Origin of the sequence: Neptuniibacter sp. QD72_48 (assembly GCF_047778065.1) — a bacterium.
GTDB lineage: Bacteria > Pseudomonadota > Gammaproteobacteria > Pseudomonadales > Balneatricaceae > Neptuniibacter.
Genome location: NZ_CP180547.1, coordinates 89,086 through 112,967 on the forward strand (window position 1 = coordinate 89,086; position 23,882 = coordinate 112,967).

Annotated in this window: 21 protein-coding genes; 15 read left to right on the forward strand and 6 right to left on the reverse strand. The window is 46.4% G+C overall.

Annotated features, from left to right (window positions below):
* The first annotated feature begins 16 nt into the window (after nt 1-16).
* The 6 genes from ACMXYX_RS00390 to ACMXYX_RS00415 all read left to right on the forward strand — a co-directional run bounded on the left by ACMXYX_RS00390 (nt 17) and on the right by ACMXYX_RS00415 (nt 5,865).
* Nucleotides 17-1,231, forward strand: a complete 1,215-nt coding sequence (locus ACMXYX_RS00390; protein ID WP_415883033.1) for an ABC transporter substrate-binding protein — start codon at nt 17-19, stop codon at nt 1,229-1,231.
* 156 nt (nt 1,232-1,387) lie between these two features.
* The gene (locus tag ACMXYX_RS00395) at nt 1,388-2,275 is read left to right on the forward strand and encodes a branched-chain amino acid ABC transporter permease (protein WP_415883034.1); all 888 of its coding nucleotides are present in this window, start codon (nt 1,388-1,390) and stop codon (nt 2,273-2,275) included.
* Nucleotides 2,276-2,286: 11 nt separating this feature from the next.
* A complete protein-coding gene (locus tag ACMXYX_RS00400; protein ID WP_415883035.1) occupies nt 2,287-3,213 on the forward strand; it encodes a branched-chain amino acid ABC transporter permease in 927 nt (308 codons plus the stop codon).
* A 90-nt stretch (nt 3,214-3,303) separates the two neighbouring features.
* Entirely contained in the window at nt 3,304-4,485 is a 1,182-nt protein-coding gene (locus ACMXYX_RS00405; RefSeq protein ID WP_415897259.1) for a thiolase family protein, read from the forward strand.
* Nucleotides 4,486-4,612: 127 nt separating this feature from the next.
* Entirely contained in the window at nt 4,613-4,915 is a 303-nt protein-coding gene (locus tag ACMXYX_RS00410; protein WP_415883037.1) for a DUF3144 domain-containing protein, read from the forward strand.
* Between the two features lie 122 nt (nt 4,916-5,037).
* Nucleotides 5,038-5,865 (forward strand): endonuclease/exonuclease/phosphatase family protein, encoded by an 828-nt coding sequence (locus ACMXYX_RS00415; RefSeq protein ID WP_415897260.1) that lies wholly within the window; start codon nt 5,038-5,040, stop codon nt 5,863-5,865.
* 32 nt (nt 5,866-5,897) lie between these two features.
* Here the strand turns inward: ACMXYX_RS00415 and ACMXYX_RS00420 are convergent, their stop codons facing one another.
* Nucleotides 5,898-6,404 (reverse strand): hypothetical protein, encoded by a 507-nt coding sequence (locus ACMXYX_RS00420; RefSeq protein ID WP_415897261.1) that lies wholly within the window; start codon nt 6,402-6,404, stop codon nt 5,898-5,900.
* Between the two features lie 174 nt (nt 6,405-6,578).
* On the opposite strand from ACMXYX_RS00420, the gene ACMXYX_RS00425 reads away from it, so the two are divergent.
* Entirely contained in the window at nt 6,579-7,409 is an 831-nt protein-coding gene (locus ACMXYX_RS00425; protein WP_415897262.1) for a substrate-binding periplasmic protein, read from the forward strand.
* A 6-nt stretch (nt 7,410-7,415) separates the two neighbouring features.
* On the opposite strand, the gene ACMXYX_RS00430 is transcribed toward ACMXYX_RS00425, so the two are convergent.
* Entirely contained in the window at nt 7,416-9,041 is a 1,626-nt protein-coding gene (locus tag ACMXYX_RS00430) for an ATP-binding protein (protein WP_415897263.1), read from the reverse strand.
* A gap of 213 nt (nt 9,042-9,254) precedes the next feature.
* Here ACMXYX_RS00430 and ACMXYX_RS00435 point away from each other — a divergent pair, with 213 nt between their 5' ends.
* Complete coding sequence (locus ACMXYX_RS00435) at nt 9,255-10,961, forward strand: methyl-accepting chemotaxis protein (RefSeq protein WP_415897264.1); 1,707 nt, start codon at nt 9,255-9,257, stop codon at nt 10,959-10,961.
* Nucleotides 10,962-11,032: 71 nt separating this feature from the next.
* Here the strand turns inward: ACMXYX_RS00435 and ACMXYX_RS00440 are convergent, their stop codons facing one another.
* Entirely contained in the window at nt 11,033-11,584 is a 552-nt protein-coding gene (locus ACMXYX_RS00440; RefSeq protein WP_415897265.1) for a tetratricopeptide repeat protein, read from the reverse strand.
* A gap of 222 nt (nt 11,585-11,806) precedes the next feature.
* Between ACMXYX_RS00440 and ACMXYX_RS00445 the strand changes: the two genes are divergently transcribed.
* Nucleotides 11,807-13,480 carry a methyl-accepting chemotaxis protein gene (locus ACMXYX_RS00445; protein ID WP_415883046.1) on the forward strand — a complete coding sequence of 558 codons (1,674 nt, stop codon included), beginning with the start codon at nt 11,807-11,809 and terminating at the stop codon, nt 13,478-13,480.
* A 114-nt stretch (nt 13,481-13,594) separates the two neighbouring features.
* On the opposite strand, the gene ACMXYX_RS00450 is transcribed toward ACMXYX_RS00445, so the two are convergent.
* The 3 genes from ACMXYX_RS00450 to ACMXYX_RS00460 form a co-directional block, all read right to left on the reverse strand.
* Nucleotides 13,595-14,029 carry a DUF6746 family protein gene (locus ACMXYX_RS00450; RefSeq protein ID WP_415883047.1) on the reverse strand — a complete coding sequence of 145 codons (435 nt, stop codon included), beginning with the start codon at nt 14,027-14,029 and terminating at the stop codon, nt 13,595-13,597.
* 369 nt (nt 14,030-14,398) lie between these two features.
* Entirely contained in the window at nt 14,399-14,824 is a 426-nt protein-coding gene (locus tag ACMXYX_RS00455; protein WP_415883049.1) for a hypothetical protein, read from the reverse strand.
* A gap of 180 nt (nt 14,825-15,004) precedes the next feature.
* Nucleotides 15,005-15,916: an AraC family transcriptional regulator gene (locus ACMXYX_RS00460; protein ID WP_415883050.1), complete on the reverse strand. Its 912-nt coding sequence runs from the start codon at nt 15,914-15,916 to the stop codon at nt 15,005-15,007.
* 168 nt (nt 15,917-16,084) lie between these two features.
* Between ACMXYX_RS00460 and ACMXYX_RS00465 the strand changes: the two genes are divergently transcribed.
* The 6 genes from ACMXYX_RS00465 to ACMXYX_RS00490 all read left to right on the forward strand — a co-directional run bounded on the left by ACMXYX_RS00465 (nt 16,085) and on the right by ACMXYX_RS00490 (nt 23,782).
* Complete coding sequence (locus tag ACMXYX_RS00465) at nt 16,085-17,578, forward strand: CoA-acylating methylmalonate-semialdehyde dehydrogenase (protein WP_415883051.1); 1,494 nt, start codon at nt 16,085-16,087, stop codon at nt 17,576-17,578.
* Between the two features lie 157 nt (nt 17,579-17,735).
* A complete protein-coding gene (locus ACMXYX_RS00470) occupies nt 17,736-18,893 on the forward strand; it encodes an acyl-CoA dehydrogenase family protein (protein WP_415906366.1) in 1,158 nt (385 codons plus the stop codon).
* A gap of 27 nt (nt 18,894-18,920) precedes the next feature.
* Complete coding sequence (locus ACMXYX_RS00475; RefSeq protein WP_415886476.1) at nt 18,921-19,697, forward strand: enoyl-CoA hydratase; 777 nt, start codon at nt 18,921-18,923, stop codon at nt 19,695-19,697.
* Nucleotides 19,698-19,708: 11 nt separating this feature from the next.
* Nucleotides 19,709-20,818, forward strand: coding sequence for an enoyl-CoA hydratase/isomerase family protein (locus ACMXYX_RS00480; protein ID WP_415906367.1), 1,110 nt, complete (start codon nt 19,709-19,711; stop codon nt 20,816-20,818).
* A gap of 92 nt (nt 20,819-20,910) precedes the next feature.
* Nucleotides 20,911-21,801, forward strand: coding sequence for a 3-hydroxyisobutyrate dehydrogenase (gene mmsB, locus ACMXYX_RS00485; protein ID WP_415883055.1), 891 nt, complete (start codon nt 20,911-20,913; stop codon nt 21,799-21,801).
* A gap of 91 nt (nt 21,802-21,892) precedes the next feature.
* Nucleotides 21,893-23,782, forward strand: a complete 1,890-nt coding sequence (locus ACMXYX_RS00490; protein ID WP_415906368.1) for an AMP-binding protein — start codon at nt 21,893-21,895, stop codon at nt 23,780-23,782.
* Nucleotides 23,783-23,882 lie beyond the last annotated feature (100 nt).

A 23,882-nucleotide genomic window follows, 5' to 3' on the forward strand; every position in this document is an offset into this window, starting at 1 on the left:
ATCGGGAGAAAATGCGATGAAATCAATGAAGAAATCTCTGCTGACAGCGGCAATTGCCTCTACATTCGCAGTAACAGGGGTGCAAGCGGCAGGTGTATCAGACGACAAAGTCAAAATCGGTGTACTAGCCGATATGGGCGGTGTTTATGCTGATATCTGTGGTGCAGGCTGTGTTACAGCAGTAGAGATGGCGGTTGAAGATTTTGGCGGTACGGTGCTAGGTAAACCAATTGAAGTGGTAAGTGCCGACGACCAGAACAAACCAGATATCGGTTCTGCAAAAGCGCGTGAATGGGTAGAAAGCCAAGGCGTTGATGCAGTTACAGGTCTGGTAGCTTCTTCAGTAACAGGTGCGGTAACTAAAGTGCTAACAGACAACAAAAAAGTTGCTCTGATCGCTACTTCTGCATCTCATGCGTTCACCACTAAGGCGTGCTCACCTTACAACGCTCACTGGACTTACAACGTAGTTGCGCTAGCTAACGGTACGGTAAAACCAATGGTAGCTGCAGGTAAGAAGAAGTGGTTCTTCATCACCGCGGACTACGCTTTCGGTCATGCCCTAGAGAAAGTAGCAACCGGCGTAATTAACTCTAATGGCGGTGAAGTGGTAGGCGCCGTGCGTGCTCCACTAGGTACAACCGACTTCTCCTCTTACGTTCTTCAGGCGCAATCTTCAGGCGCAGACGTAGTGGCGCTAGCCAATGCGGGTGCTGATTTCGTTAACTCCCTAAAAACAGCAGCTGAGTTCGGTCTAACTGAAACAACTGATGTTGCAGGTTTGTTGGTATTTACTCACAACGCGAAAGCGCTAGATCCAGAAATTTCTGGCGGTATGAAACTAACAACAGGTTTCTACTGGGATATGGATGATGAAACACGTGCTTGGTCTAAACGCTTTAAAGAGCGTCACGGCTCTATCCCAGCAATGGGTCAGGCGGGTGCTTACTCTATGACGATGCACTACCTAAACGCGATCAAAGAAGCGGGTACGGATGATGCTGATGCGGTAATGGCGAAGATGAAGGCGAACAAGCCGAACGATTTCTTCGCGCGTAACGCTCATCTACGTGCGGATGGTCGTATGGTGCATGACATGTATCAGGTACGTATCAAAACATCCAAAGAGCGTAAAAACGAAGACGATATCTTCGCAATTGAGCAGGTTATCCCAGGTGAAGAAGCATTTGGTCCGATGATGGATAAGTGTAACTTCCTGGCTGCCAAATAAGGCGCTTGTATGACGAGGGGGGCGGCTTTCGCCTCTCTCACAGTAAGTCAGAGTTTTGAGCTATTCGTAGTTCTATATAGCTCTCTTAGCGGATTGTAAGTACCGGTTAGCTACAAATGTATCTGTGGCGCAGTTGCCGGTTAGGGGTGGAGAGTTATGGCAACATTCCTCGATATAAATCTCTTTGGCCTATTTGGTCAATTGCTGGTGGGCCTGATTAACGGCTCATTCTATGCATTACTCAGTCTGGGTTTAGCAATTATTTTCGGACTGTTAAAAATCATTAACTTCGCGCAGGGCGCGCTCTATATGCTGGGTGCTTTCTTTGCGTGGATGGCTCTTAACTATATGGGCATTAACTATTGGGTCGCGCTAATTCTCGTTCCGATCGCCGTGGGCTTTATCGGCATTTTGATGGAGCGTTTTCTGCTGCGTCCAATTGCCAATGAGGATCACCTCTACAGTTTGCTGCTGACCTTCGGTTTAGCGCTGATTCTTCAGGGGGCGTTTACCCACCTGTTTGGTTCCTCGGGTATGTCCTATGCAATTCCAGAAGAGCTGAAAGGCGGTAACCGTCTGCCATTTATGTATCTGCCAAATTATCGTGCTTGGATCATTATCGCGTCGATCATTGTCTGCGCCGGTACTTGGTACATGATTGAGAAAACAAAGCTGGGTGCCTACCTGCGTGCAGGTACTGAGAACCCGCAGTTGATGCAGGCATTTGGTATCAACGTACCTTTGATTGTCACTCTGACCTTTGGTTTTGGTGTCGGCTTAGCTGGCTTTGCCGGTGTCATGGCCGCGCCGGTGTATTCGGTATCACCCGATATGGGTTCCAACATGCTGATCGTAGTATTCGCCATCGTGGTAATTGGCGGTATGGGATCGATCGGTGGCGCAATCCTGACCGGTTTAGGTATGGGGGTTGTGGAAGGCCTGACGAAGTACTTTTACCCCGAAGCCTCGACCACCGTTATTTTTGCGGTGATGGTGATTGTATTGCTAACCAAGCCTGCGGGCTTATTTGGTAAAGAAGCCTAGGAGACGTGACGATGAAAATAAGTAAAACAATGATTGCACTGGTCGTCCTTGGATTGATTGCTCCTTACGTGCTTTACCCTGTGTTTGTTATGAAAGTGCTCTGTTTCGCACTGTTCGCTTGCGCATTTAACCTGTTGTTGGGTTATGTGGGTTTGCTCTCTTTCGGCCACGCTGCGTTCTTAGGAACCGGCGGCTACATTACCGGTTATTTGATGATGGAAACCGGTGTGACACCCGAGTTAGGTGTGTTGGGTGGAACCTTAGCAGCGGCTTTACTGGGTGCTGTATATGGCAAGTTGGCGGTGAAACGTGAAGGTATCTACTTTGCCATGGTCACGCTGGCGTTAGCGCAGTTAGCTTTCTTCGTTTACCTACAAGCACCGTTTACCGGTGGTGAAGATGGAATGCAGGGCGTTCCTCGTGGACATCTGTTCGGGTTTATTGACCTGAGCGATAACATGAGTATGTATTACTTCGTGTTTGCCATCTTCCTGTTTGGTTTCTGGTTGGTAAATCGCACGATCCACTCACCGTTTGGTCAAATCCTTAAAGCGATCCGTGAAAACGAAGCGCGTGCGGTATCTCTTGGTTACAACGTTAATGACTACAAATGGGCTGCATTTGTAATCTCGGCTGCACTAGCAGGGCTTGCCGGTTCGACGAAAACCTTAGTGTTCCAGCTGGCTTCTCTGACCGATGCTCATTGGCATATGTCCGGTGAGGTGGTGTTGATGACCTTGCTAGGCGGTATGGGCACGATCTTTGGTCCAATCGTAGGTGCCGGTGCGGTTGTAACTATTCAGAACTACTTGTCCGGTGGTGAGTTGGGTAACTACATCCACATCATCATGGGCTTTATCTTCGTGATCTGCGTACTAGCGTTCCGTAGCGGTATTGTTGGTGAAGTGCAGAAATTCATGAAAAAGAACTTTAGCTAAACTTAAACCAAAGGGGATTTATACGATCCCCTTTTTTGTCTCTACAAGTTGACGTTAACGTCAATATTAGAAAGTAATGAAGGTGGAAATATGAGTCAGGATGCAGTCGTTATTGTAAGTGCCGCGCGTACCCCAATGGGTGGCATGATGGGATCGTTAAGCGATGTTCGCGCTCCCGATCTATGTGCTACTGCGATCAAAGCTGCAATTGAGCGTGCAGGTGTTGCTGCGGATGATGTCGATGAAGTGGTGATGGGCTGTGTTTTGCCTGCTGGTTTAGGTCAGGCGCCTGCTCGACAAGCATCACGTGCTGCAGGTATTCCTGATGCTGCCGGTTGTACCACCATCAATAAGATGTGTGGCTCCGGTATGAAGGCGGTGATGTTGGCTCATGATCAAATCTTAGCGGGCTCCGCTTCTATCATGGTCGCTGGTGGCATGGAGAACATGAGTCAGTCTCCGTATCTATTGCCAAAAGCCCGTGAAGGCATGCGTATGGGTCACGGTAAGGTGATCGATCATATGTTCTTCGATGGTTTAGAGGACGCTTATGAAGGCGGCTTAATGGGCTCGTTTGCACAAAAGAGTGCCGACGACTTCAACGTCACTCGTGAAGCGATGGACGACTTTGCGATCGGTTCTCTAGAAAAAGCGATTGCTGCAATTGAAGCCGGTGAGTTTGCCGAAGAGATCGCACCCGTAACGATTAAAACCCGTAAAGGCGAAGTGGTTGTCGATACCGATGAACAGCCGGGTAATGCTCGAATTGATAAGATCCGCAGCTTAAAACCGGCCTTCAAAAAAGATGGCACGGTGACAGCTGCGAACTCCAGCTCGATCTCCGATGGCGGTTCAGCGCTGTTGCTAATGAAAGAGTCTGAGGCAAAAGCCCGTGGTCTATCTCCGCTAGCTAAAATCGTGGCTCACTCCACACATGCACAGCTGCCTGCTGAATTTACCATTGCACCGATCGGTTCGATCCAGAAAGCGTTGGATAAAGCGGGTTGGTCGAAAGAGGACGTGGATCTATTTGAGATCAACGAAGCCTTTGCTGTGGTTTCTATGCTGGCGATCACCGAACTAGGGCTTGATGCTGACAAAGTGAATGTCCGTGGTGGGGCGTGTGCACTGGGTCACCCGATCGGTTCAAGTGGCTCCCGCATTATGGTGACGCTGCTGCATGCGCTGAAACAGAAAGGCCTGAAGCGCGGTATCGCCTCGCTTTGCATTGGCGGTGGCGAAGCGACAGCGGTCGCGGTTGAGATGCTCTAATCACTGCTTAACATCTTAGCCATTGGTGCAATACGCTTCGCTATTGCACCTTACCTATTGTACAGTTGAGCTCTTTTGTAATGGGGCGGGTTATTGCCCTAACAGTTTTTGAATAGGGTGGTGCTGTATGAGTCAAAAAGAAAAGGCGATGGATACGTATAAAATGGCAGACGAGTTTATCGATCTGGCTAACCGTATGTTGACTGCTGAAGGTAAAGAACTTGAAGATGTAGGTGCAGCTATTCGTTACGCTGCAGCACGTTTTAGCTCCCACGAAGTAGCATATCGTTCAAGCGATCTAGCGGCTGAAAAGAAAGACGCAGTAGATTGGTATACCGGCCACTTTAACGAAATGCTAAACGAAAACTTCGACCAGCATATCGAACACATTGCAGCTGAAAAAGAGAAAGCTGCGGCTGAAAACCACTAAGCTATTTCGCTTCAGTAAGGTGCAATAGCAAAGCGTATTGCGCCTTACATGTTTCTCATTATTGCTTCAGCTTCCTGTTCTGGCTCACGCTCAAGGCATCATTTCGATGTGGAATCTCAAAAATGAAGAGTGTAATCAAACTGCTGGGCTTGGCGTTGTTCTCTCAGGCATTTCCAGTCCAAGCTGATAACCATAAGCTAAGTATTTTGACATGGAATGTGTGGTTTGATGACCGCAGTGGTCAACGCCGGTATCCATTGATTCTGGATGAAATATACCAACAGAATGCTGATATTGTTGCCCTTCAGGAAGTGACTCCCAAGTTCATCGGTTTGTTAGAAAAACACCGATTAAACGAACGCTACCATGTTAGCTTTTCATCACAGATAAGCAGATACCAAAACGTAACCCTCACTAAGGTTCAGCCTCAATACCATGAGGTCATAAACCTAACTTCTGCTATGGGCCGCAAGGCTTTGATGGTCCACCTGAAAACGAGTGATAACTGTGATGTAGTCGTCGCTAATCTGCACCTTGAAAGCCCACTAGACAGTTCTGAACTCAGAGTCGAACAGATTCAGAAAGTCGTCGAAGCGCTTCCATCGGATCATCTGGCGATTTTGGCGGGGGACTTTAATTTTGGGAATAAGGCTATAGAAGAGAATGCTACTCTTCATTCATTCTATGATGCTGCAAACTCCGATGAGTGGATCAACACCCCAACATACGATGTCGAGCTGAACTTATGGGCTCAGCAAACCAAATTTTGGTTTGAAGATAGTCGGCGGCTTGATCGAGTGTATCTGAATACCCCAAACGCTTTAGAGCAGAAATATACCCTTGTGGCCCAGCTCAGATTGGAAAAAGCACCATTCCTTTCTGACCATTACGGCGTGAAATTTAGTTTTGGTTTAAACGAAGCGCAAATAGATAAGTTCTGTCGTAAGTAGGGTGTAATAACGCAGTTATTACACCCCGTAGCTTAACTCTTATGGTAAGTGATGGTCTTGTTTATGTATTTGTGCAAACGGTCTTCACACACGCCCAACGCTTTTTTGCCATTTTTAAGAACTGAGTTGGTGTATTTTTGGCGATCTTCAGCAGTGACTGATTTGTAGATATTGTTTAAGGCTGCTCGGCTTTTATCCATATTGGATAGAAAAACGACGCACCTAGCTTGGTCCTGAGATATCTTTGTATAGCCAATAATTTCATTCACTTCGCTCAAACTAGGGCCTTCCCAATCACATACACCCCTATCACGCATGGCTTCAAAAACGACTTGGCCCTCCCAAATTTTATCTTTTGCACGGACTGCTTTGGTTCTGGCTCTATCGTATTCCCCTGCATCATACAGATCGTAAGCATCGTTGATTGAATCCTGAGCATTGCGCAGTTTTTCAAGGGCGTCATCCGCTTGCGCTGCACAATGTGCGAAGGCGGCGGACGGCAGGGTAGTGATTAGTAGAGTAATAAGAAGTTTATACATCAGCTTTCTTCCTGAATGACGACGAGATGGATAATTTTTGCGCCATTATACCTGATGCGTTTTTAAATGGATTAGTGAAGTCCTTTTTACGAGGTCACAAATAAATCTCCAGTTGTTGATTCTTAAAATTATGTACTAGATTGATATCGATACGGTTGGTTGGAGTCATCCATCATGCTTGTTGATAATCATATTAAGCAGGGCTTTCATGCTCTCCTTACAGTAACGTGTTTTTTTTCGCCTTTGGCTAGCGCCGAAGAAATCCTGATCGAAAAGCCAATAAATATAGCTATGTCTGATTGGTGCCCTTTTACCGGTAATTGCGGTATCGGGGAAGGCTATATTCCAGAGGTAATAGGTGAAATTTTTTCGAGAAAGAACATCAAAGTTAATTTCTATCTAATGCCTTGGAGTCGTGGTTTACAACGGACCTCAGATGGTGAGTTTACAGGCTTGTTGAATCCGTCTCAGCATGGTGAAGCTTCTCACTTCTATTTCTCTAAGGAGCCTACGGGCTCCTACGCTTATTGTTATTACACGAAAAAGGAGGACTCGTGGGTATATAAAGGGGCAACCTCTTTAAGTACTCGGCAAACCGCACTTATCAAAGATGCGGGGATGGGGGAAGATCATGCCTATATTAATGATCCAAAAAATCAGGATTACTTTTACCATATTAGTTTGACGGATGATTATATGGATCGGGCTTTTAAAATGCTGGATTCAGGTAGGATTGATACCTTTGTGAATGATTTCAACGTAACCGAATTTTATTTAAAGCAGCACCCAATATGGAAAGGAAAAATTAAAAAAGCAGGCTGTATAAAAATGAACAACGTATGGCTTGGGTTAACACCGAAGTTTTCTGAAAGGGATAGAGTTGCTTTGGTGGGAGAGATCTATGATCAAGGGGTTGTCGAGCTGAGAAATGATGGAACACTTGCAAAAATATTAGAGAAATACGGGGTGTCAGATTGGGAGAAAATCGAATTTAAAATTGAATAACGTTGTTTATGTTTTAGTTAATGAATCATCTTTTTTAGCGTCTTCGTTCACATTAACTGGAGACTTAATCTCAATGTGGAAGCCTGGTTCGCTTTGATTAATTATTTTTATCTCCCCTTGAAGAAGCTGCGACACCACATTGTAAACAATAGTCATTCCAAGCCCTATACCACCCTTGCCTCGTTTAGTTGTAAAGAATGGTTCGAATAGATTTTGGGCTTCATATTGCGACAAGCCGCGACCATTATCATGGTAGGTTAAAATTATAAAATCATCTTCTTTACGGGCATCAATTGTTATATTGCCTTCGTTATTCGAAAATCCATGAATAATGGAATTATTGATTAAGTTACTTAATATATGATGGTAAGCGCCGGGGTAACTATTAGAATAGATATCCTCGGGTATATTTAGAGTGCAGGTGATTTTCTTTTCTTTTAATTGAAACTGCATCGTTTGTAATGAGTTGGTTAAGTACTCATTGAGATTGAACTCGTACTTCTCTTCTTGTCTTTGATCTGTAGCGATAAGCTTAAAGTTAGAGATCAGCTCGCTGGATTTAATAATGCTGCTAGAGAACAGTTTGTTAGATTCTTCTATGTCATGTAAAAAATCATCTAACTCTTTTTGGGTCAGTGCTTGCTTGGCGATGCTATTACGAATGGCTCTGCAATGATCTTCTTGCACGCCTATCGCTGTAAGGCAGATACCTATTGGGGTATTAATTTCATGAGCGACTCCAGCTACGAGGTTGCCTAAGGCTGCCATTTTTTCGGTTTCAATTAAGCGATTTTGTGTTGAACGTAAGTCATCCATTGACTCTTCGAGTAACTTGGTACGTTCTGCTACTTTGTCCTCTAACTGTAATTTGTGCTTAATCTCGTTATCTAATAGGGCGTTTCTTTCCTCTAATAGCTTTTGTTGTCTCTGGTAAGAGTCGTGTAGGCTCTTGCGCATATAATTGATGGTATGGGAGACAGTATCGATCTCATCAGGTTTGTCGACGATTTCTTTCTTATCCAGTTGAAGCGGCTCTGATAGTTTATTGAAATTCAAAGAGGCGATGTACTCTGATATTTTTTTCAAGTGTTTGGCGATCAAAAACCAAATGAGTAAGAGAATAAAACCTGATACTAAAAAGGTTTTAATTCCGTTACTGACTAGTATCACACCTGCTTTATTAATTAATCGCTTATAGACATTATCTATACTGGCAGTTACCAATAGGGTTCCTATCTGCCTATCTGGCAATTTACTTGCGTTATAAATAAGCGGGAATTCTACAATTCTAGAAGCGCTTGATTTGGCTGCGCCGGCCTCCCAAGATGTTTTGTCTTCGACTTTAATCGCCACATATTCAATATCAGGAAGCTGACTGAGACCTAATAGTTGAGTCTTAAGTTGAGAATCATCGTATGACCATACGCTTAAAGTGATGGCATTAAGATAAGAAGCTTGAATTATATTAAATTGCTGCTCGATACGGTTGATATCTGCACGGTAATCAAGTGCTAGCTGTAGCGATGTACTTATGAGTGTGAAGCAGGAGCTAAATAATAAAATAAGAATCGCTATTCTTTTGCCTAATCGGCTAGAAATAACGTGCTTATCAGAGCTTCGTTTCTTGTTCATACAACCACATTGACCCACCAGAAGATAAAGAAACATTTTCTATTTTCGACAGCTTAGCTCTTCTAGTGTAGTTGAGTTAGCGGTGGTTGGAGGGTTAGGTGCCCACAACATGAATTACTCTTATTAAGTGAAAAATATTCTGCTGACTGGAAGAGCTGCTCATCGGTTGTTTTTGCCTGCTACACTAAAAATACCAAATTGGAGGAATTCCTTATGGCCAAAATAGGAATCACTCAGGGGATCTTCATCAAAATGGCCGTTCCCATTCTGAGTGTGTTTATTGTGGCGCTGGCCGTTATGGCATGGTTGATACCTTCAAGGATGGAAGACCGAGTACTGGAAGACACCGTATTTGCCGCGGAACAAACGGCTATCCAATTCAAAACGTTACGAAAATACTATGTGCAAAACATAGCCTCTGTTGTCAGTAAAGGGTCAGATATTAAGCCTGCGATAGATCATCAGGGAAACCCTAAAGCTATCCCGCTACCAGCCACGATGATCCATGATTTGAGTAAATTACTCGAAAACAACGGCGTTAACGTCAAACTTTATAGTGATTTCCCTTTCCCTAATCGTGCTAGTCGTAATCTTGATCAATTTGCTTCTGATGCTTGGGATTATCTGGTGGCTAACCCAGACGGTATTTACAAACAGGTGAGTAGTCATGGCGATAAGAGCATTGTTCGCGTTGCTATTGCCGATACGATGTCGGCTCCAGGGTGCGTTGCTTGCCATAATAGCCACCCCGATTCGCCCAAGACTGATTGGAAGTTAGGGGATGTTCGAGGTGTTCTAGAGATTGATTCAGATGTCACTGAGCAGCTTGCCTCAAGCCAAGTGACCAGTGTGACGGTTATCGGTTTTCTCTTATTGATGTTGTTAGTCATTCTGACGACTATTTATCTCTCCTTTAAGCGCGTGATTAGTCAGCGGATAGCAACAATATCCAGAGCAATTGGGGTGATTGCCGATGGCGAAGGGGACCTTACCCAGCGCCTAAATGAGGTAGGGAATGATGAGTTATCACATTTAGGTCATACAGTGGATCGGATGTTGTCCCAACAGCAGGAAATGGTGCGTCAATTGACCCAAGTTTCTCATCAATTAGCTGATAAAACCGATCATTTGCTGGTGGATATTAAAAACACGGCTGAGCATACCGAAGACCAACAACAACGTACGACTCAAGTTGCTGCATCAGTTGAACAGATGAGTGGTGCGATTCATGAAGTAGCGAGTAATGCGGCAACGGCTGATGACACGGCTAAAGAAACCAACCAAATGGCAGATACGGGCAAAACTGTAGTGACAGCCTCAGTTAACGCAATTAACCAATTATCTGAGCAGGTAGAAGAAACAGCATCTGTTATTGATACTCTAAGGGCAGATAGCGAAGAGATTGGTAAAGTGCTCGATGTTATCCGTGATATTGCTGATCAAACCAACTTGTTAGCGCTGAATGCTTCAATAGAAGCTGCGCGTGCGGGTGAACAAGGTCGCGGGTTTGCCGTGGTGGCTGATGAGGTGCGTAACCTCGCTGGACGGACGCAAAACAGCACTCATGAAATTCAGGATATGATCAACCGCCTACAAACTGGTGCATCAAATGCTGTGCATGCGATGCAATCAGGGCAGGAATCCGCACGTAATAGTGTAGAAAATGCCAGTCAAGCGGGTGATTCGTTGGAACATATCACTCAAGCGGTGAGTAACCTTTCATTTGTTAACTCACAAATTGCGGCGGCGGTAGAACAGCAGGGCGCAGTAGCCAACGATATCAGTGAACATGTCTCGTTTATTCAAATTAAATCTGAAGAAACGTCGGCAGAATCTGAGCGTAATCAACAGGTTTGCCAAGAACTCTCGGCGTTGGCTCAACAGTTACGGCAGAGTGTGAGTCACTTTAAAGTGGATTGATATTAGTCATGCGAAGAAAGGATCAGTAGGGCAGATCGTGGTGTATTAATCTGCCCTACCTTTCCTGGGGGCTACGTACATTGCAGGTTTTGCTTTTTAAGATAATCGCAGGCTTCGCGAATCCCTTCTTTCGCTGCACGCCTTAGGTATTGTTTAGCCTGTTGCTCATTTATATTCGTGCCTATACCTTCAAATAGAGCAACACCATAATGAAATCTTGCTAGGCTGGAATAGCCTGCCTCATCTTCTTGTTCTGCGCCCAACTTCATTAGCTCAGTAGACTTTTTTAGGTCGCGGTCTACACCAACGCCTGCCTCATAGATTTGCGCTAACCAGAGCATCGAATAGACGTCATTCCAACGATCGATACAGTCTTCAAAAATGGCTATGGCAGCTTGATGGTCCCCCGTCTTATCTGCTGCATAGCCATATAAACATTTAATGCGTTTATTGCTTTTGATGTAGGCAGTGTAGGAAAGATCACTGGTGTTTTGATCTTCCTCTTCCTCAACAAGTGCCTGGTCAAAACTTACTTGATCGACAGCATTATCGCCCCAGCTAATAGGGACAAAAGCGAGCGAAAGCATAAACGCATAGAGCCATCTATAAGTTTCCAATTTCATCCTGTTAGTCATCCATTTATTCGGTTTAGGCAGTTTCATTCTTGCTGGAATGTTTGGAAATAACTGCGAATATCAGATGGAGTATAGGGGGCACTTTTTGTGGGAATGTCAGGTAAATGTAAGAATTTTAATGCTGTACACAAAAATGCAATCGAATAGAAATATACGGGTAACACCGACTATCTAGCATCAGCGGCTCTGCTAATTAAATTGGAAGTAGTCATGAGCCTAAAGCTGAAAATGCTTTGCCTGTTTTCCATCGCGATGATCTGTATGTTTGCCATTGGCCTGTCGATGTCGCTCAACTATCGGTCATATATCAGCAAACAAGAGCAACTGAATAGCTTTTACCAAACCATGCTGGAAGATACCCAGCAACTTCAGATGGTACTTCTACAGCAAAACGAAGCTTGGAAGAACCTGCTTATTCGTGGCAAAAACAAACAGAAGTACAACCTCTATTTGGATCGCTTCACTACCTTTGAAAGAGATTTTCAAAAGAAGATTAAAGCCTTAGGCGAGCAAGGCGCTAGCTTTCCTAAAGTGACAGAGTCACTAAATAAGCTTGCTGCGAGTCATGTCCAGTTAGGCCAAAAATATCGCACGGCTTTACCTGTTTATCAGCTGGCAGATCGAGAACCAGCCCGCACAGCGGATCAATATTTGGATGGTGCGTTTACGGTGCCAGAGCAACAGATGGTGAATGTGGCAACGCTGGTACGAGCGAAAAAGCAGGAGGCGTTTGCGCAAGCTGAGCAAGTACTGAAACAACAAGAGCAGTGGATCATTATTGTTGGTAGCCTTGCGGGTTTCTCTATTCTTATCGCCTTTACCTATATATTGCTGCGTACAGTAATTACACCGATAAAACAGTGTTCTGGCATGTTGGAACAGCTTGCTTCCGGTGAGGCGGATATCAGTAAGCGTTTGGAATACAAACAGCAAAACGAACTGGGCGAGATGGCGACATGGTTCAATCAGTTTATTGATAACCTCACCGCTATTACCCATGAGATCGATCAAGCAGCGGATCTTCTGTCAGAAAATACCTTGGCATCCACGCAAAATACCAGTGAAGTAAAAACCTTGGTGGGTAAACAGCAGGAAGAGATTTTACGTATTAGCAGCTCGATCGATCAGCTTGCGCAATCAGCGTGTGAGATCGCACTGAAAGCTACCGAAGCGCTGAAATCGGCAGAAAATGCGCAACAAGCGACGGTTGCTACGTCCGATATCATGGCAGAGATTGACGGCACTGTGACCGAGCTTCATCACAGCAGCCAGCGTAATGATCAAGAGATGCAACAACTGCAAAAGCAGATTACCGGTATCAATCATATTCTGGAATTTGTCACCGAAGTCAGCGAGCAGACTACGTTACTAGCATTGAATGCAGCTATTGAAGCGGCACGTGCAGGCGAACATGGTAAAGGCTTCTCGGTCGTGGCGAGCGAAGTCCGTCATCTGGCACAGCGCACCGCTGAAGCAACTGAGTCGATCAGGTTATCCACCAACCAGATTAACGCTGCAGCGACTCAAGTATCCAACGAGATCAAATTCAGCCAAAAACAGGTATTGGGGATCGTAGCGTTAACGGAAAAAGCGAATACCCATATCTTCCAGATGCAGGAACGCATTGAAGATATGAACCATATCAATCACACCATTGCAGATTCGGCTAATCATCAAAATGAGGTGACGCAGCAGATCCAAAGCAATATCTGCAGTACTAAAAATGCGGTATCTCATGTGATGGATTCAGCAATGCAAAGTACTTCTAGTAATGGTGATCTGGCGCAGATGTCGGTCCATCTTAAGCAGCTATTGAATAGCTTTAAAGGCGGTGAGCCTAAAGGCCAAATGGCTACGACGGTTGGAGATGTTGAGCTGTTTTAATATGAATTGCTAAGCAGCTAGAGAGCAAAGAAGAGATTTAGAGTTTATCAGAGGCGCGTATTGTGAGTGCTAGTTCATCGTCAATACGCGCCTTTATTGCAACTAGGGCTTAACTTACTTAGCTGCTTTCTGTGCGATGCTGTTATCCCAAGAGTTATAAATAAACTCGCTCGCCAGTTTGAAGTATGTATCTAGTTGTTTCTTTGTTTCGTCCTTGCGGTTGTTTTCCGAGTTCAGGTGAACTTCCTCAACAACTACAGCAATTTTTTCCATCAACTCTTTGTCACTACCTGTAGATTGCTCTGCAAAGTAGGCAACGCTTTTCTCTAGTGAGTAAGTAATGATATGAATCTGATGTAGCTCTTCTGCATCCAGCTTCTGCTTACCTTTCATCTCTAAGGTTTTCTCAATGAAAACGGTTTTTGCATCGCTCAAAGAGGATATATCAGCGATTTTAAGGTGCTGAACGGGTTTACCATCAGATACGCCGCTTGCTTGAGCAGATACGGTAAATACAAGTGCAAAAAATAGTCCTGCTAGTTTTTTCATTTTGATTCTCCAGCACTCAGTTAATCAGAAGGTTAAACATCGTGGTGCTATTCAATGCTAACGAGAGGCGCAATATAAATGATAGTAATTAGCATTACAATGATTGGGGCAGGACGCCACTTCGTGGCTAGAGATCGGCTTCGCCTTTTAGGACGCTAACGCTAGAGGACGCCGCTTCGCGGCTAGAGGAAAGATCTAAAAAAATTTAGGGTGCAATAGCGAAGCGTAGTGCACCGTAGATATGATGAGTTTGTGTAATACGCTCCGCTATTACACCCTACTTGCTGGGTGGATAGGACTAGCAAACAAACGAATGCGATACAGATTGTAATAAAATGGCCAACTTTTATTCTTTTCATAGGATTTTGTTCATTGATTCACTGCTGAATCGTATATCTTTTTTATGTTGGAATTGGCATCTAAGTTGCCTGATTCAAAAATCCCATCTAAGAAATAAGATCTTGCTTCGTTGACCGCTTCGGAGGTCCCATAAAAAATGATGTTACAACGTTCAAAATCTTTACTTAGCAAAGATAGAAATGCTTTCTCTGTTTCTCTATCGAACGTTGAAATTGCTAGATATTTCATTTTGTTATCGGAACAATGTTTCAAATTCTTGAGCATTATCACTTGATAATCCTTTGTCCCGCGATACATATAAATGTATGTGACTTCAGAATCATTTAGACCATGGCTTTTGACTATTTTTTCTAACGGAGCCACTTCATCGATTGTTCCACAACTGCTTAATAGCGCTAAGCTACTCAGGCATATCCATGATAAAAGAGATTTCATATGGTGAATCCATTCATGTTTGAAAATTGGAGGCTAACATAGGGTTCTTATGATGCCTGCTTCTGTCACAGAGCTAAAGCCACTCCCCCACCAAAATCTTTTCCTCTAGGCGCAGCCGTCCTCTAGCCACGTAGTGGCGTCCTAAAAGGCGAAGCCAATCTCTAGCGTAGCGTCCTGCCCTTATCCCCGATATGGAAAAGCCCCCGTCCTCATCTTCCTATACTGACTTGGCGATAATCCCATCAATTTCTTAAAAATACGGGAGAAGTAGTAGGCATCGTCATAACCCACGGCAAAAGAGATCTCGTTGATGCTGTTGGTGGTGGTATCCAACAGGTGACAGGCGCGCTCTATCTTGAGCTGGATAAAGTGGTTGATAGGGGTGGTGCCGGTGATCTCTTTGTATTTTTTCACAAAGTGGAATTTCGACAGGTTGACGCTTTCGGCCAGCGTATCTAAGTCCAATTGTTCGTGCACATGGGTCTGCATCAGGCTGTGAACGCGTTCTATATCTAAGCCTGCTCTTGATAGTTTTTGACGTGCTAAGGGCTGTAGCAGGGCGATATGGCTGAGTATCTGCCGAAGCTGGTTTGCTGCGCAGATATAGGCATTGAGGTTGTAGGTGGACTCGCGGGCTTCTAGAAGCGCTTCAAAATCGCTGGCAAGGCGCGAGTGGATACCGATGGGGATAATAAATTGCCTTTGCGGGGACTCGCGCTGCTCTAAATGCGCAACAAAATCAGCGGCTTGATGGCCATGAAAGTGGACCCAATAGATCGTCCAGGGGCGCTTTTGTCGCGCTTTATAGGTGTGGGCTATTCCTTTAGGAATCAGCAATATATCACCGGCTTTGACTCTAACCTTCTTATCATTAAGTACTGCTTCACCTTCGCCGTCCAAACAATAGATCATTAGATAATCGTCATGTTCCATCCTTTCCATGTGATGCCCGCTGGCTTCGCGATAGTAGCCCATTCCTAGAGGATACAAGCCCTGGCTTAGCGGATTCTGCGCTAATTCAGCTACCACGCGCCTTGGGGTGACAAAGCGAATACTCTCGGGGGGTAAGGGCCAATTTGATGGGCTGCTCATAGCTACGACCTATGTATTAGGGTAATTACTTATATGATCGCAATATAGTCCATCAATTAGACAAGATTATCAATCATGAATTGCTAAGCTGCATGATAAAACAGAGTTATTGAGTTTGAACGCGACGTAAAACAATACAACTACAACAAGAAATACAGGTATCAGAGAATGACACAGCAAGTACCTTTACTTATCAACGGCGAATTTATTCAGAGTGAATCACAGACCCTGCTTCCAGTAACTAACCCTGCTACGCAGGAAGTGATTGCACAGGTTCCTTGCGCAACAGCTGCAGAAGTTGATCAAGCAGTAGAAGCTGCCAAAGCTGCGTTTGAAGATTGGAAAGAAACACCTGTAGGCGAGCGTGCTCGTCTGATGCTGCGTTACCAGCACCTGCTAAAAGAGAACCACGATGAGCTAGCAACACTACTTGCTCAGGAAACAGGTAAAACATTTGAAGATGCGAAAGGTGACGTTTGGCGTGGTATCGAAGTTGTAGAACACGCGTGTAACATCGCTTCTCTATCTATGGGTGAAACGGTTGAGAACGTAGCGCGTAAGATCGATTGCTACAGCATCACTCAGCCACTAGGTGTATGTGTTGGTATTACACCATTCAACTTCCCAGCAATGATCCCTCTATGGATGTTCCCAATGGCGATCGCTTGCGGTAACACCTTCGTTCTTAAGCCATCTGAGCAAGATCCACTAACGCCAATGCGTTTAGCTGAGCTATTCAAAGAAGCGGGTGCGCCAGACGGTCTTCTACAAGTTGTTCACGGTACAAAAGATGCGGTAAACCAACTGCTGACTCACAAAGATACGCCAGCAATCTCCTTCGTAGGTTCTGTGGCTGTAGGTGAGCACATCTACCGTACAGGTACTGACAAAATGAAACGTGTACAGGCATTCGCGGGTGCGAAGAACCACATGGTGGTTATGCCGGATGCGTCTAAAAACCAAGTTGTTAACAGCATTGCCGGTGCCTCTGTAGGTGCGGCAGGTCAGCGCTGCATGGCGATCTCTGTTGCGGTATTCGTAGGTGAAGCACGCAAGTGGATCCCTGAAGTACGTGATGCCCTAGCTAAAGTACAGCCAGGAGCGTGGGATGATCCAAAAGCAGGTTACGGCCCACTGATTAATCCACAAGCACGCGAACGTGTTCTTAACTTCATCCAAGAAGGTAAAGACGCCGGTGCAGAATGTATTCTGGATGGTAGCGAATGCGTAGTTGACGGTTACCCAGACGGTAACTGGGTTGGCCCTACAATGTTCCGTGGTGTAACGCGCGACATGTCTATCTACCAAGAAGAGATCTTCGGTCCTGTTCTGATCGCACTTGAAGTAGATACGTTGGAAGAAGCGATCGAGCTGATCAACGAGAACCCATACGGTAACGGTACTTCCATGTTCACGTCTTCTGGTGCAGCAGCACGTAAGTACCAGCACGAGATCAAAGTAGGTCAGGTAGGTATCAACGTACCCGTACCCGTGCCTCTACCAATGTTCTCTTTCACAGGCTGGAGAAAATCTTTCTACGGTGACCAGCACGCTTACGGCAAGCAAGCGGTTAAGTTCTACACCGAGACTAAGACTGTGACAGCACGTTGGTTTGAAGATGATATCGATACTGGCGTAAACACAACGATCCAGTTGAAGTAATCAGTTGTTAAGAACAGAACAAGAATGAGAAAAGGCTCTTAATCGAGACTGTAGGAGCTCAGCCTTCTGAGCGATCGATTTAGTTTAATCGCCCACGGGGTGGGCTCCCACAGTTTCTGTAATGTAGAGAGACCTTTTCCACTTAAAGGAGAGAGCAATGGATTTCGAGCTGAATGAAGATCAGATTGCATTCGCCGATATGGCCCGTGCCTTTGCGCAAAATGAGTTTGAGCCCCATGCAGCTGAGTGGGATGAAAAACAGATTTTTCCTGTTGATGTGCTGCGTCGAGCAGGTGAGATGGGCTTTTGTGGTCTGTATTCACCGGAAGATGTCGGTGGTCTAGGCCTGAGCCGCTTAGATGCCAGCATTATCTTTGAACAGTTGGCGATGGGTTGTACCTCGACCACTGCGTTTATCACGATTCACAACATGGCCGCGTGGATGATTGCCGATTTTGGTAATCAGGAAACCCGCGAGCACTGGTGCCCAGATCTAACCGCTGGTTTGAAACTAGCGTCTTACTGCTTAACCGAGCCAAATGCCGGTTCCGATGCCGCATCCCTTAAATCTACGGCGCGTCGTGAGGGTGATAACTACATCCTAAATGGCAGCAAGATCTTTATCTCCGGTGCCGGTAGTACCGATGTACTTGTAGTAATGGCACGTACCGGTGAAGAGGGACCAAAAGGGATCTCTGCTTTTGCTGTGGATGCTAAGAGCGAAGGCATCGTATACGGCCGTAAAGAAGAAAAGATGGGCTGGAATAGCCAGCCGACACGAATGATTACCTTTGAAGACGTGGTAGTACCGGCATCTGCTCTATTGGGCAATGAAGGTGACGGCTTCAAAATTGCGATGAAAGGCCTTGATGGTGGCCGTATCAATATTGCGACTTGCTCGATTGGTACCGCACAAGCAGCGCTGAACAAAGCACGCGACTATCTGCATGAGCGTAAGCAGTTTGGTAAAGAGCTAGCGAGTTTCCAAGCGTTGCAATTCAAGTTGGCGGATATGGCAACTGAACTAGTCGCTGCAAGACAGCTAGTACGTTTGGCAGCATCGAAACTGGATGCAGGCCATGCCGATAAAACGGCGTACTGTGCGATGGCAAAACGTTTTGCTACGGATGTTGGTTTTAACATTGCTGACGAAGCTCTGCAGATCTTTGGCGGCAACGGCTATATCAAAGAGTACCCATTGGAGCGCTACCTACGTGATAACCGCGTACACCGTATCCTTGAAGGTACTAACGAAATTATGCGCGTCATTATTGCTCGTCGAGTATTGATGGAAGATGCAGCGGATCTTGTGTGATCCGGTAGGGCAGAATTGGAGAAAGCTATGACAGATAAATTGATTGTAGAAAAACACGGTCATACCGCCGTTATCACCATGAATAATCCTCCGGCCAACACTTGGACCGAAGAGAGTTTGTCGGGTTTAGTAACGATCGTTGACGAGCTAAACCAAGACAAACAGATCTACGCGTTGGTACTGCGTTCTACTAGCGAGAAGTTCTTCTCTGCTGGTGCCGATCTAAACCTGTTTGCCGACGGTGATCGTGCCATGGCACGTGAGATGGCAAGCCAATTTGGCCGTGCCTTTGAGAGCTTATCTAAGTTCCGCGGTGTATCTATCGCAGCGATCAACGGTTTTGCTATGGGCGGCGGTTTAGAAGTCGCATTAGCTTGTGATATCCGCGTTGCCGAAGAGCAAGCACAGATGGCTCTGCCAGAAGCAACGGTTGGTTTACTGCCATGTGCTGGCGGTACGCAGAACCTAACCATGCTGGTGGGCGAAGGTTGGGCTAAGCGCATGATTCTTTGTGGCGAGCGTATCAAAGCGCCACAAGCGAAAGGTATCGGTTTAGTTGAAGAGCTAGTGCCACAAGGTCAGGCATACGACAAAGCGATGGAGTTGGCAAAAGCGGTAGAAAAACAAAGCCCAACGGCGATCGCGGCGTGTAAACAACTGATTCAGAACAACCGCACCCATCACTGGGATGCTGGTTACCGTCTAGAGCGCGAACTGTTTGTTGATCTATTCCACACCGAAGATCAGAAAGAGGGTGTAAACGCATTCCTAGATAAGCGTGCACCTGAGTGGAAAAACCAATAAGGGACTGATTGATGAGCTGCGTACTGTTTAACGAATACCCAACCCAAGACGGCAAGAGGATTGTTGAGATCAGTCTGAATGCCGAGCGCTCTTTGAATGCGCTGACCTTGGAAATGATCGACCTGATCCAGCCAAAACTGGATGAGTGCAAAACAGACGATTCTGTCGTAGCGATCCTGCTGGATAGCGCCGGTGAGAAAGCGTTTTGTGCCGGTGGCGATGTCGTCAATCTTTACAAGGCGATGACCGGTGAGGGCGATGCTTCCTTCCCAGAAGATTTCTTCACCCGGGAATACACACTGGATTACACCATCCACACGTATCCAAAACCAATCATCTGTTGGGGTGCGGGTATTGTGATGGGCGGCGGCATGGGCCTGATGAACGGCTGTAGCCACCGTATCGTGACTGAAAGCTCCCATCTGGCGATGCCAGAAGTGACGATCGGCCTTTACCCAGATGTAGGTGGTAGCTGGTTCTTGAATCACATGCCGGGTCGTACAGGTCTGTTCCTAGGTCTGACGGGTAACCCAATGTTCGCTGCCGATGCACTGTTCCTTGGTTTGGCAGATCGCTTTGTCGCGAATGAGCTACGCCAGAACATGGTTGAAGGGCTACAAGCGGAAAATTGGGATGGCTGTGCAACAGCTGCCGTTAACCGCGTGTTACGGGTCGTAGAAGAGCAGTCGCAACCGCAGTTCAAATCGGAGTCCCCGATTCAACAGCATTACGACTTTATCCAGAAGATTACCGATCACGACAGCGTTGAAGAGATTGTCTCTGCACTGTTGGCGGTTGAAAGCGACGACAAGTGGATCAATCGCTCCCAGAAAGCGATCGGCCATGGCAGTCCTCTGGCGATCAACCTGATCAAACAGCAACTAGAACGCACCGATCAGATGTCCCTGAAAGAGGTGTTCTGTGCCGAGATTATTCTGTCTGTGCAGTGCTGCAGTCATCGTGAATTCCCAGAAGGCGTGCGAGCGCTGCTTGTGGATAAAGATGGCAAGCCGCAGTGGACCTATCCAACACTGGCAGAGGTCGATCAGGCAAAAGTAGCTGAGTTTTTTGAGTCACCTTGGAAAGGCGACGGACAGGAGAACCCACTCGCCAATTTGTAAGGCGTGGGCAATGAAGATGGGATGCAGCGTTAAGCATCCAGATAAAACAACGATGTATAACAACTAGTTATAACAATAACAGGACTAGAGAAATGGCGACTATCGGTTTTATAGGTTTAGGTAACATGGGTGGTCCAATGGCGATCAACCTTGTTAAAGCGGGTCACTCAGTTAAAGCATTCGACCTGTCTCAAGATGCAATTGCCAAAGTAGTGGCTGAAGGTGGCCAAGCTGCTGCGACAGCCGTAGATGCAGCAACAGATGCTGAGTTTGTTATCACTATGCTGCCAGCGGGTAAGCATGTTGAAGGTTTGATGGTGTCTGGTGATGCGCCACTGTTTGATGTGGTTGCTGATGGTGCACTGATTATCGACTCATCTACGATCGATGCCGAAACAGCTAAGCAGGTTGCAGCGGTAGGTGCAGAGCGTGGTATCAACTTTATCGATGCGCCGGTATCTGGCGGTGTAGGTGGTGCGGTAGCAGGCACGCTAGCATTCATGGTGGGTGCGTCTGACGAGCAGTTCGCTAAAGCAAAACCTGTGCTTGAGTGCATGGGTAAAAATATCTTCCACGCCGGTAGCAACGGCGCAGGTCAGGTGGCTAAAGCGTGTAACAACATGCTGCTAGCGATCCTAATGACAGGTACTTCTGAAGCCCTAAACATGGGTGTGAAGAACGGCCTAGACCCAGCAGTGCTATCTGAAATTATGAAGCAGAGCTCCGGTAACAACTGGTCGCTACAGGTTTACAACCCGTTCCCAGGTGTGATGGAAGGCGTACCTTCTTCTAACGATTATCAGGGCGGTTTCCAAGTCGATCTAATGTTCAAAGACTTAGGTCTGGCGATGGAGCTAAGCCAACAAAGTGCGTCCCCAACTCCAATGGGCTCGCAGGCACGTGCATTGTTCAATCTGCACAAAGCCAACGGTAACGGCGGGCTGGACTTCTCCAGCGTTCTTCGCCTTTACCAAGACCAGTAAAAAAACTTATCCACAGATAAGCGAAACCTGCCAGTTGATGCGTGCTGGCAGGACTTTCCAACCTAAAACAAAAATAATTGAGGTTGATTCGATGGGATACAATCATGAGTATCAGTTGGCTTTGGCGAACACCGAAGCTTACTGGGCGGATCAGGCTGACCGTATTTCTTGGTTCAAAAAGCCGACAAAGACCCTTACAAAAACAGATTTTGGTACCTACAGCTGGTACGCCGATGGTGAGCTAAACAGCGCTTATTTAGCACTGGATTACCATGTGGAAAATGGCCGTGGTGAGCAGGTTGCACTGTATTACGATTCCCCTGCTGCCGGAAAAAAAGAGGCCATTACTTACAACCAGCTTCTTGATCGTGTTGCCCGTTTTGCCGGAGCCCTAAAAGCTCAAGGCATTGAGAAAGGCGATACGGTTCTAATCTACATGCCGATGATTCCTGAAGCTGCCGTGGCTATGTTGGCCTGCGCTCGCTTAGGTGCGATTCACTCGGTGGTCTTCGGTGGCTTTGCCCCTGCAGAGATGGCGATTCGTATCGATGACGCCAATCCGAAGATGATCCTTACTGCGTCTTGCGGTATCGAGTTTGAGAAAACCATTGCCTATAAACCGCTGGTGGATAAAGCGATCGATCTAGCAAGCCACAAGCCAGAGCACACCATTGTGTTCCAGCGTGCGATGGTTAAAGCTGATATGGACCGCGATGGCGATCTGGACTGGATCGAAGTTCAAGAGGGTGTTGAGCCTGCTCCATGCACACCGGTTAAAGGTTCTGACCCGCTGTATATCCTGTACACCTCCGGCACTACAGGCCAGCCAAAAGGGATCGTCCGTGATAACGGCGGTCATGCTGTGGCACTGAGCTATGCCCTGAATAACGTTTACGGTATGCACCCGGGTGATGTTTGGTGGGGCGCGTCCGATATCGGTTGGGTTGTGGGTCATTCCTTCATCGTTTACGGCCCGCTTATGGGTGGCTGTAGCGCGATCTTCTTTGAAGGTAAGCCGATCAAAACACCAGATGCAGGTACATTCTGGCGTGTGATCGAAGAGTACAAAGTTAACTCTATGTTCTGTGCGCCAACCGCTTTCCGAGCTATTCGTAAAGAAGACCCAGAAGGTGCACTCTCGCACAAATACGATCTAAACAGCCTAAAGTGGGTGTTTGTTGCAGGTGAGAAGCTAGACTCCTCAACCTTCCACTGGTTGTCTGATCTGTTGAAAGTGCCGGTGATCGATCACTGGTGGCAGACCGAAACGGGTTGGCCGATGACGGCTCCAATGATGGGTTGGGACAATCCATCTGAAGCGCGCTTAGGTTCTACCAATAAGCCGATTCCAGGCTACGACATCCGTGTATTGGATGGCGATGGTAACGAAGTCGAAGACGGTGAAGCAGGTAATATCTGCGTGAAACTACCGATGCCACCGGGCGTTGCGTGGAGCATCTGGAACAACAACGATCGTTACGTTAGCTCTTACCTAGAAGCCTTCCCGGGTTACTACCACACCGGCGATGGCGGCTTTAAAGATGACGACGGTTATATCTACATTACTGGTCGTACCGACGATGTGATTAACGTATCCGGCCACCGTTTATCCACAGGTGAAATGGAAGAGGTTGTTTCCGCTCACCCTGCAGTAGCCGAGTGCGCCGTGATTGGTGTAAACGACGAGCTTAAAGGCCAGCTACCAGTAGGTTTGATCGTGCTAAAAGCCGGTGAACAGATCGAAGAAGAGCAACTACAAACGGAGCTGGTAAAAATGGTCCGTGAACAAGTAGGTGCCCTTGCTTGCTTTAGAAGCGCAATCGTTGTGCAACGTTTGCCTAAAACTCGATCAGGCAAAATCCTGCGCGCGATACTGCGAAAGATTGCAGCTAAAGAGCAGTATAAAATGCCCTCAACCATCGATGACGCCTCAATTCTTCCTGAGATTGAAGCATTAATCGAAGCGCGAGGCGCCATTTAACCCCCAAGAAAAATTACCCACAGGGATAGTTTCTTCCACTAGGAACTATCCCTCCTATTTTTCAGATTCTGCTCTCTTACCGGCCATGTACTTAGCGCAT

Excerpts from the sequence above, each read along its gene's own strand:
- ACMXYX_RS00390 (WP_415883033.1), top strand. The coding sequence starts at position 17 with ATGAAATCAATGAAGAAATCTCTGCTGACAGCGGCAATTGCCTCTACA.
- ACMXYX_RS00395 (WP_415883034.1), top strand. The coding sequence starts at position 1,388 with ATGGCAACATTCCTCGATATAAATCTCTTTGGCCTATTTGGTCAATTG.
- ACMXYX_RS00400 (WP_415883035.1), top strand. The coding sequence starts at position 2,287 with ATGAAAATAAGTAAAACAATGATTGCACTGGTCGTCCTTGGATTGATT.
- ACMXYX_RS00405 (WP_415897259.1), top strand. The coding sequence starts at position 3,304 with ATGAGTCAGGATGCAGTCGTTATTGTAAGTGCCGCGCGTACCCCAATG.
- ACMXYX_RS00410 (WP_415883037.1), top strand. The coding sequence starts at position 4,613 with ATGAGTCAAAAAGAAAAGGCGATGGATACGTATAAAATGGCAGACGAG.
- ACMXYX_RS00415 (WP_415897260.1), top strand. The coding sequence starts at position 5,038 with ATGAAGAGTGTAATCAAACTGCTGGGCTTGGCGTTGTTCTCTCAGGCA.
- ACMXYX_RS00420 (WP_415897261.1), bottom strand. The coding sequence starts at position 6,404 with ATGTATAAACTTCTTATTACTCTACTAATCACTACCCTGCCGTCCGCC.
- ACMXYX_RS00425 (WP_415897262.1), top strand. The coding sequence starts at position 6,579 with ATGCTTGTTGATAATCATATTAAGCAGGGCTTTCATGCTCTCCTTACA.
- ACMXYX_RS00430 (WP_415897263.1), bottom strand. The coding sequence starts at position 9,041 with ATGAACAAGAAACGAAGCTCTGATAAGCACGTTATTTCTAGCCGATTA.
- ACMXYX_RS00435 (WP_415897264.1), top strand. The coding sequence starts at position 9,255 with ATGGCCAAAATAGGAATCACTCAGGGGATCTTCATCAAAATGGCCGTT.
- ACMXYX_RS00440 (WP_415897265.1), bottom strand. The coding sequence starts at position 11,584 with ATGAAATTGGAAACTTATAGATGGCTCTATGCGTTTATGCTTTCGCTC.
- ACMXYX_RS00445 (WP_415883046.1), top strand. The coding sequence starts at position 11,807 with ATGAGCCTAAAGCTGAAAATGCTTTGCCTGTTTTCCATCGCGATGATC.
- ACMXYX_RS00450 (WP_415883047.1), bottom strand. The coding sequence starts at position 14,029 with ATGAAAAAACTAGCAGGACTATTTTTTGCACTTGTATTTACCGTATCT.
- ACMXYX_RS00455 (WP_415883049.1), bottom strand. The coding sequence starts at position 14,824 with ATGAAATCTCTTTTATCATGGATATGCCTGAGTAGCTTAGCGCTATTA.
- ACMXYX_RS00460 (WP_415883050.1), bottom strand. The coding sequence starts at position 15,916 with ATGAGCAGCCCATCAAATTGGCCCTTACCCCCCGAGAGTATTCGCTTT.
- ACMXYX_RS00465 (WP_415883051.1), top strand. The coding sequence starts at position 16,085 with ATGACACAGCAAGTACCTTTACTTATCAACGGCGAATTTATTCAGAGT.
- ACMXYX_RS00470 (WP_415906366.1), top strand. The coding sequence starts at position 17,736 with ATGGATTTCGAGCTGAATGAAGATCAGATTGCATTCGCCGATATGGCC.
- ACMXYX_RS00475 (WP_415886476.1), top strand. The coding sequence starts at position 18,921 with ATGACAGATAAATTGATTGTAGAAAAACACGGTCATACCGCCGTTATC.
- ACMXYX_RS00480 (WP_415906367.1), top strand. The coding sequence starts at position 19,709 with ATGAGCTGCGTACTGTTTAACGAATACCCAACCCAAGACGGCAAGAGG.
- mmsB (WP_415883055.1), top strand. The coding sequence starts at position 20,911 with ATGGCGACTATCGGTTTTATAGGTTTAGGTAACATGGGTGGTCCAATG.
- ACMXYX_RS00490 (WP_415906368.1), top strand. The coding sequence starts at position 21,893 with ATGGGATACAATCATGAGTATCAGTTGGCTTTGGCGAACACCGAAGCT.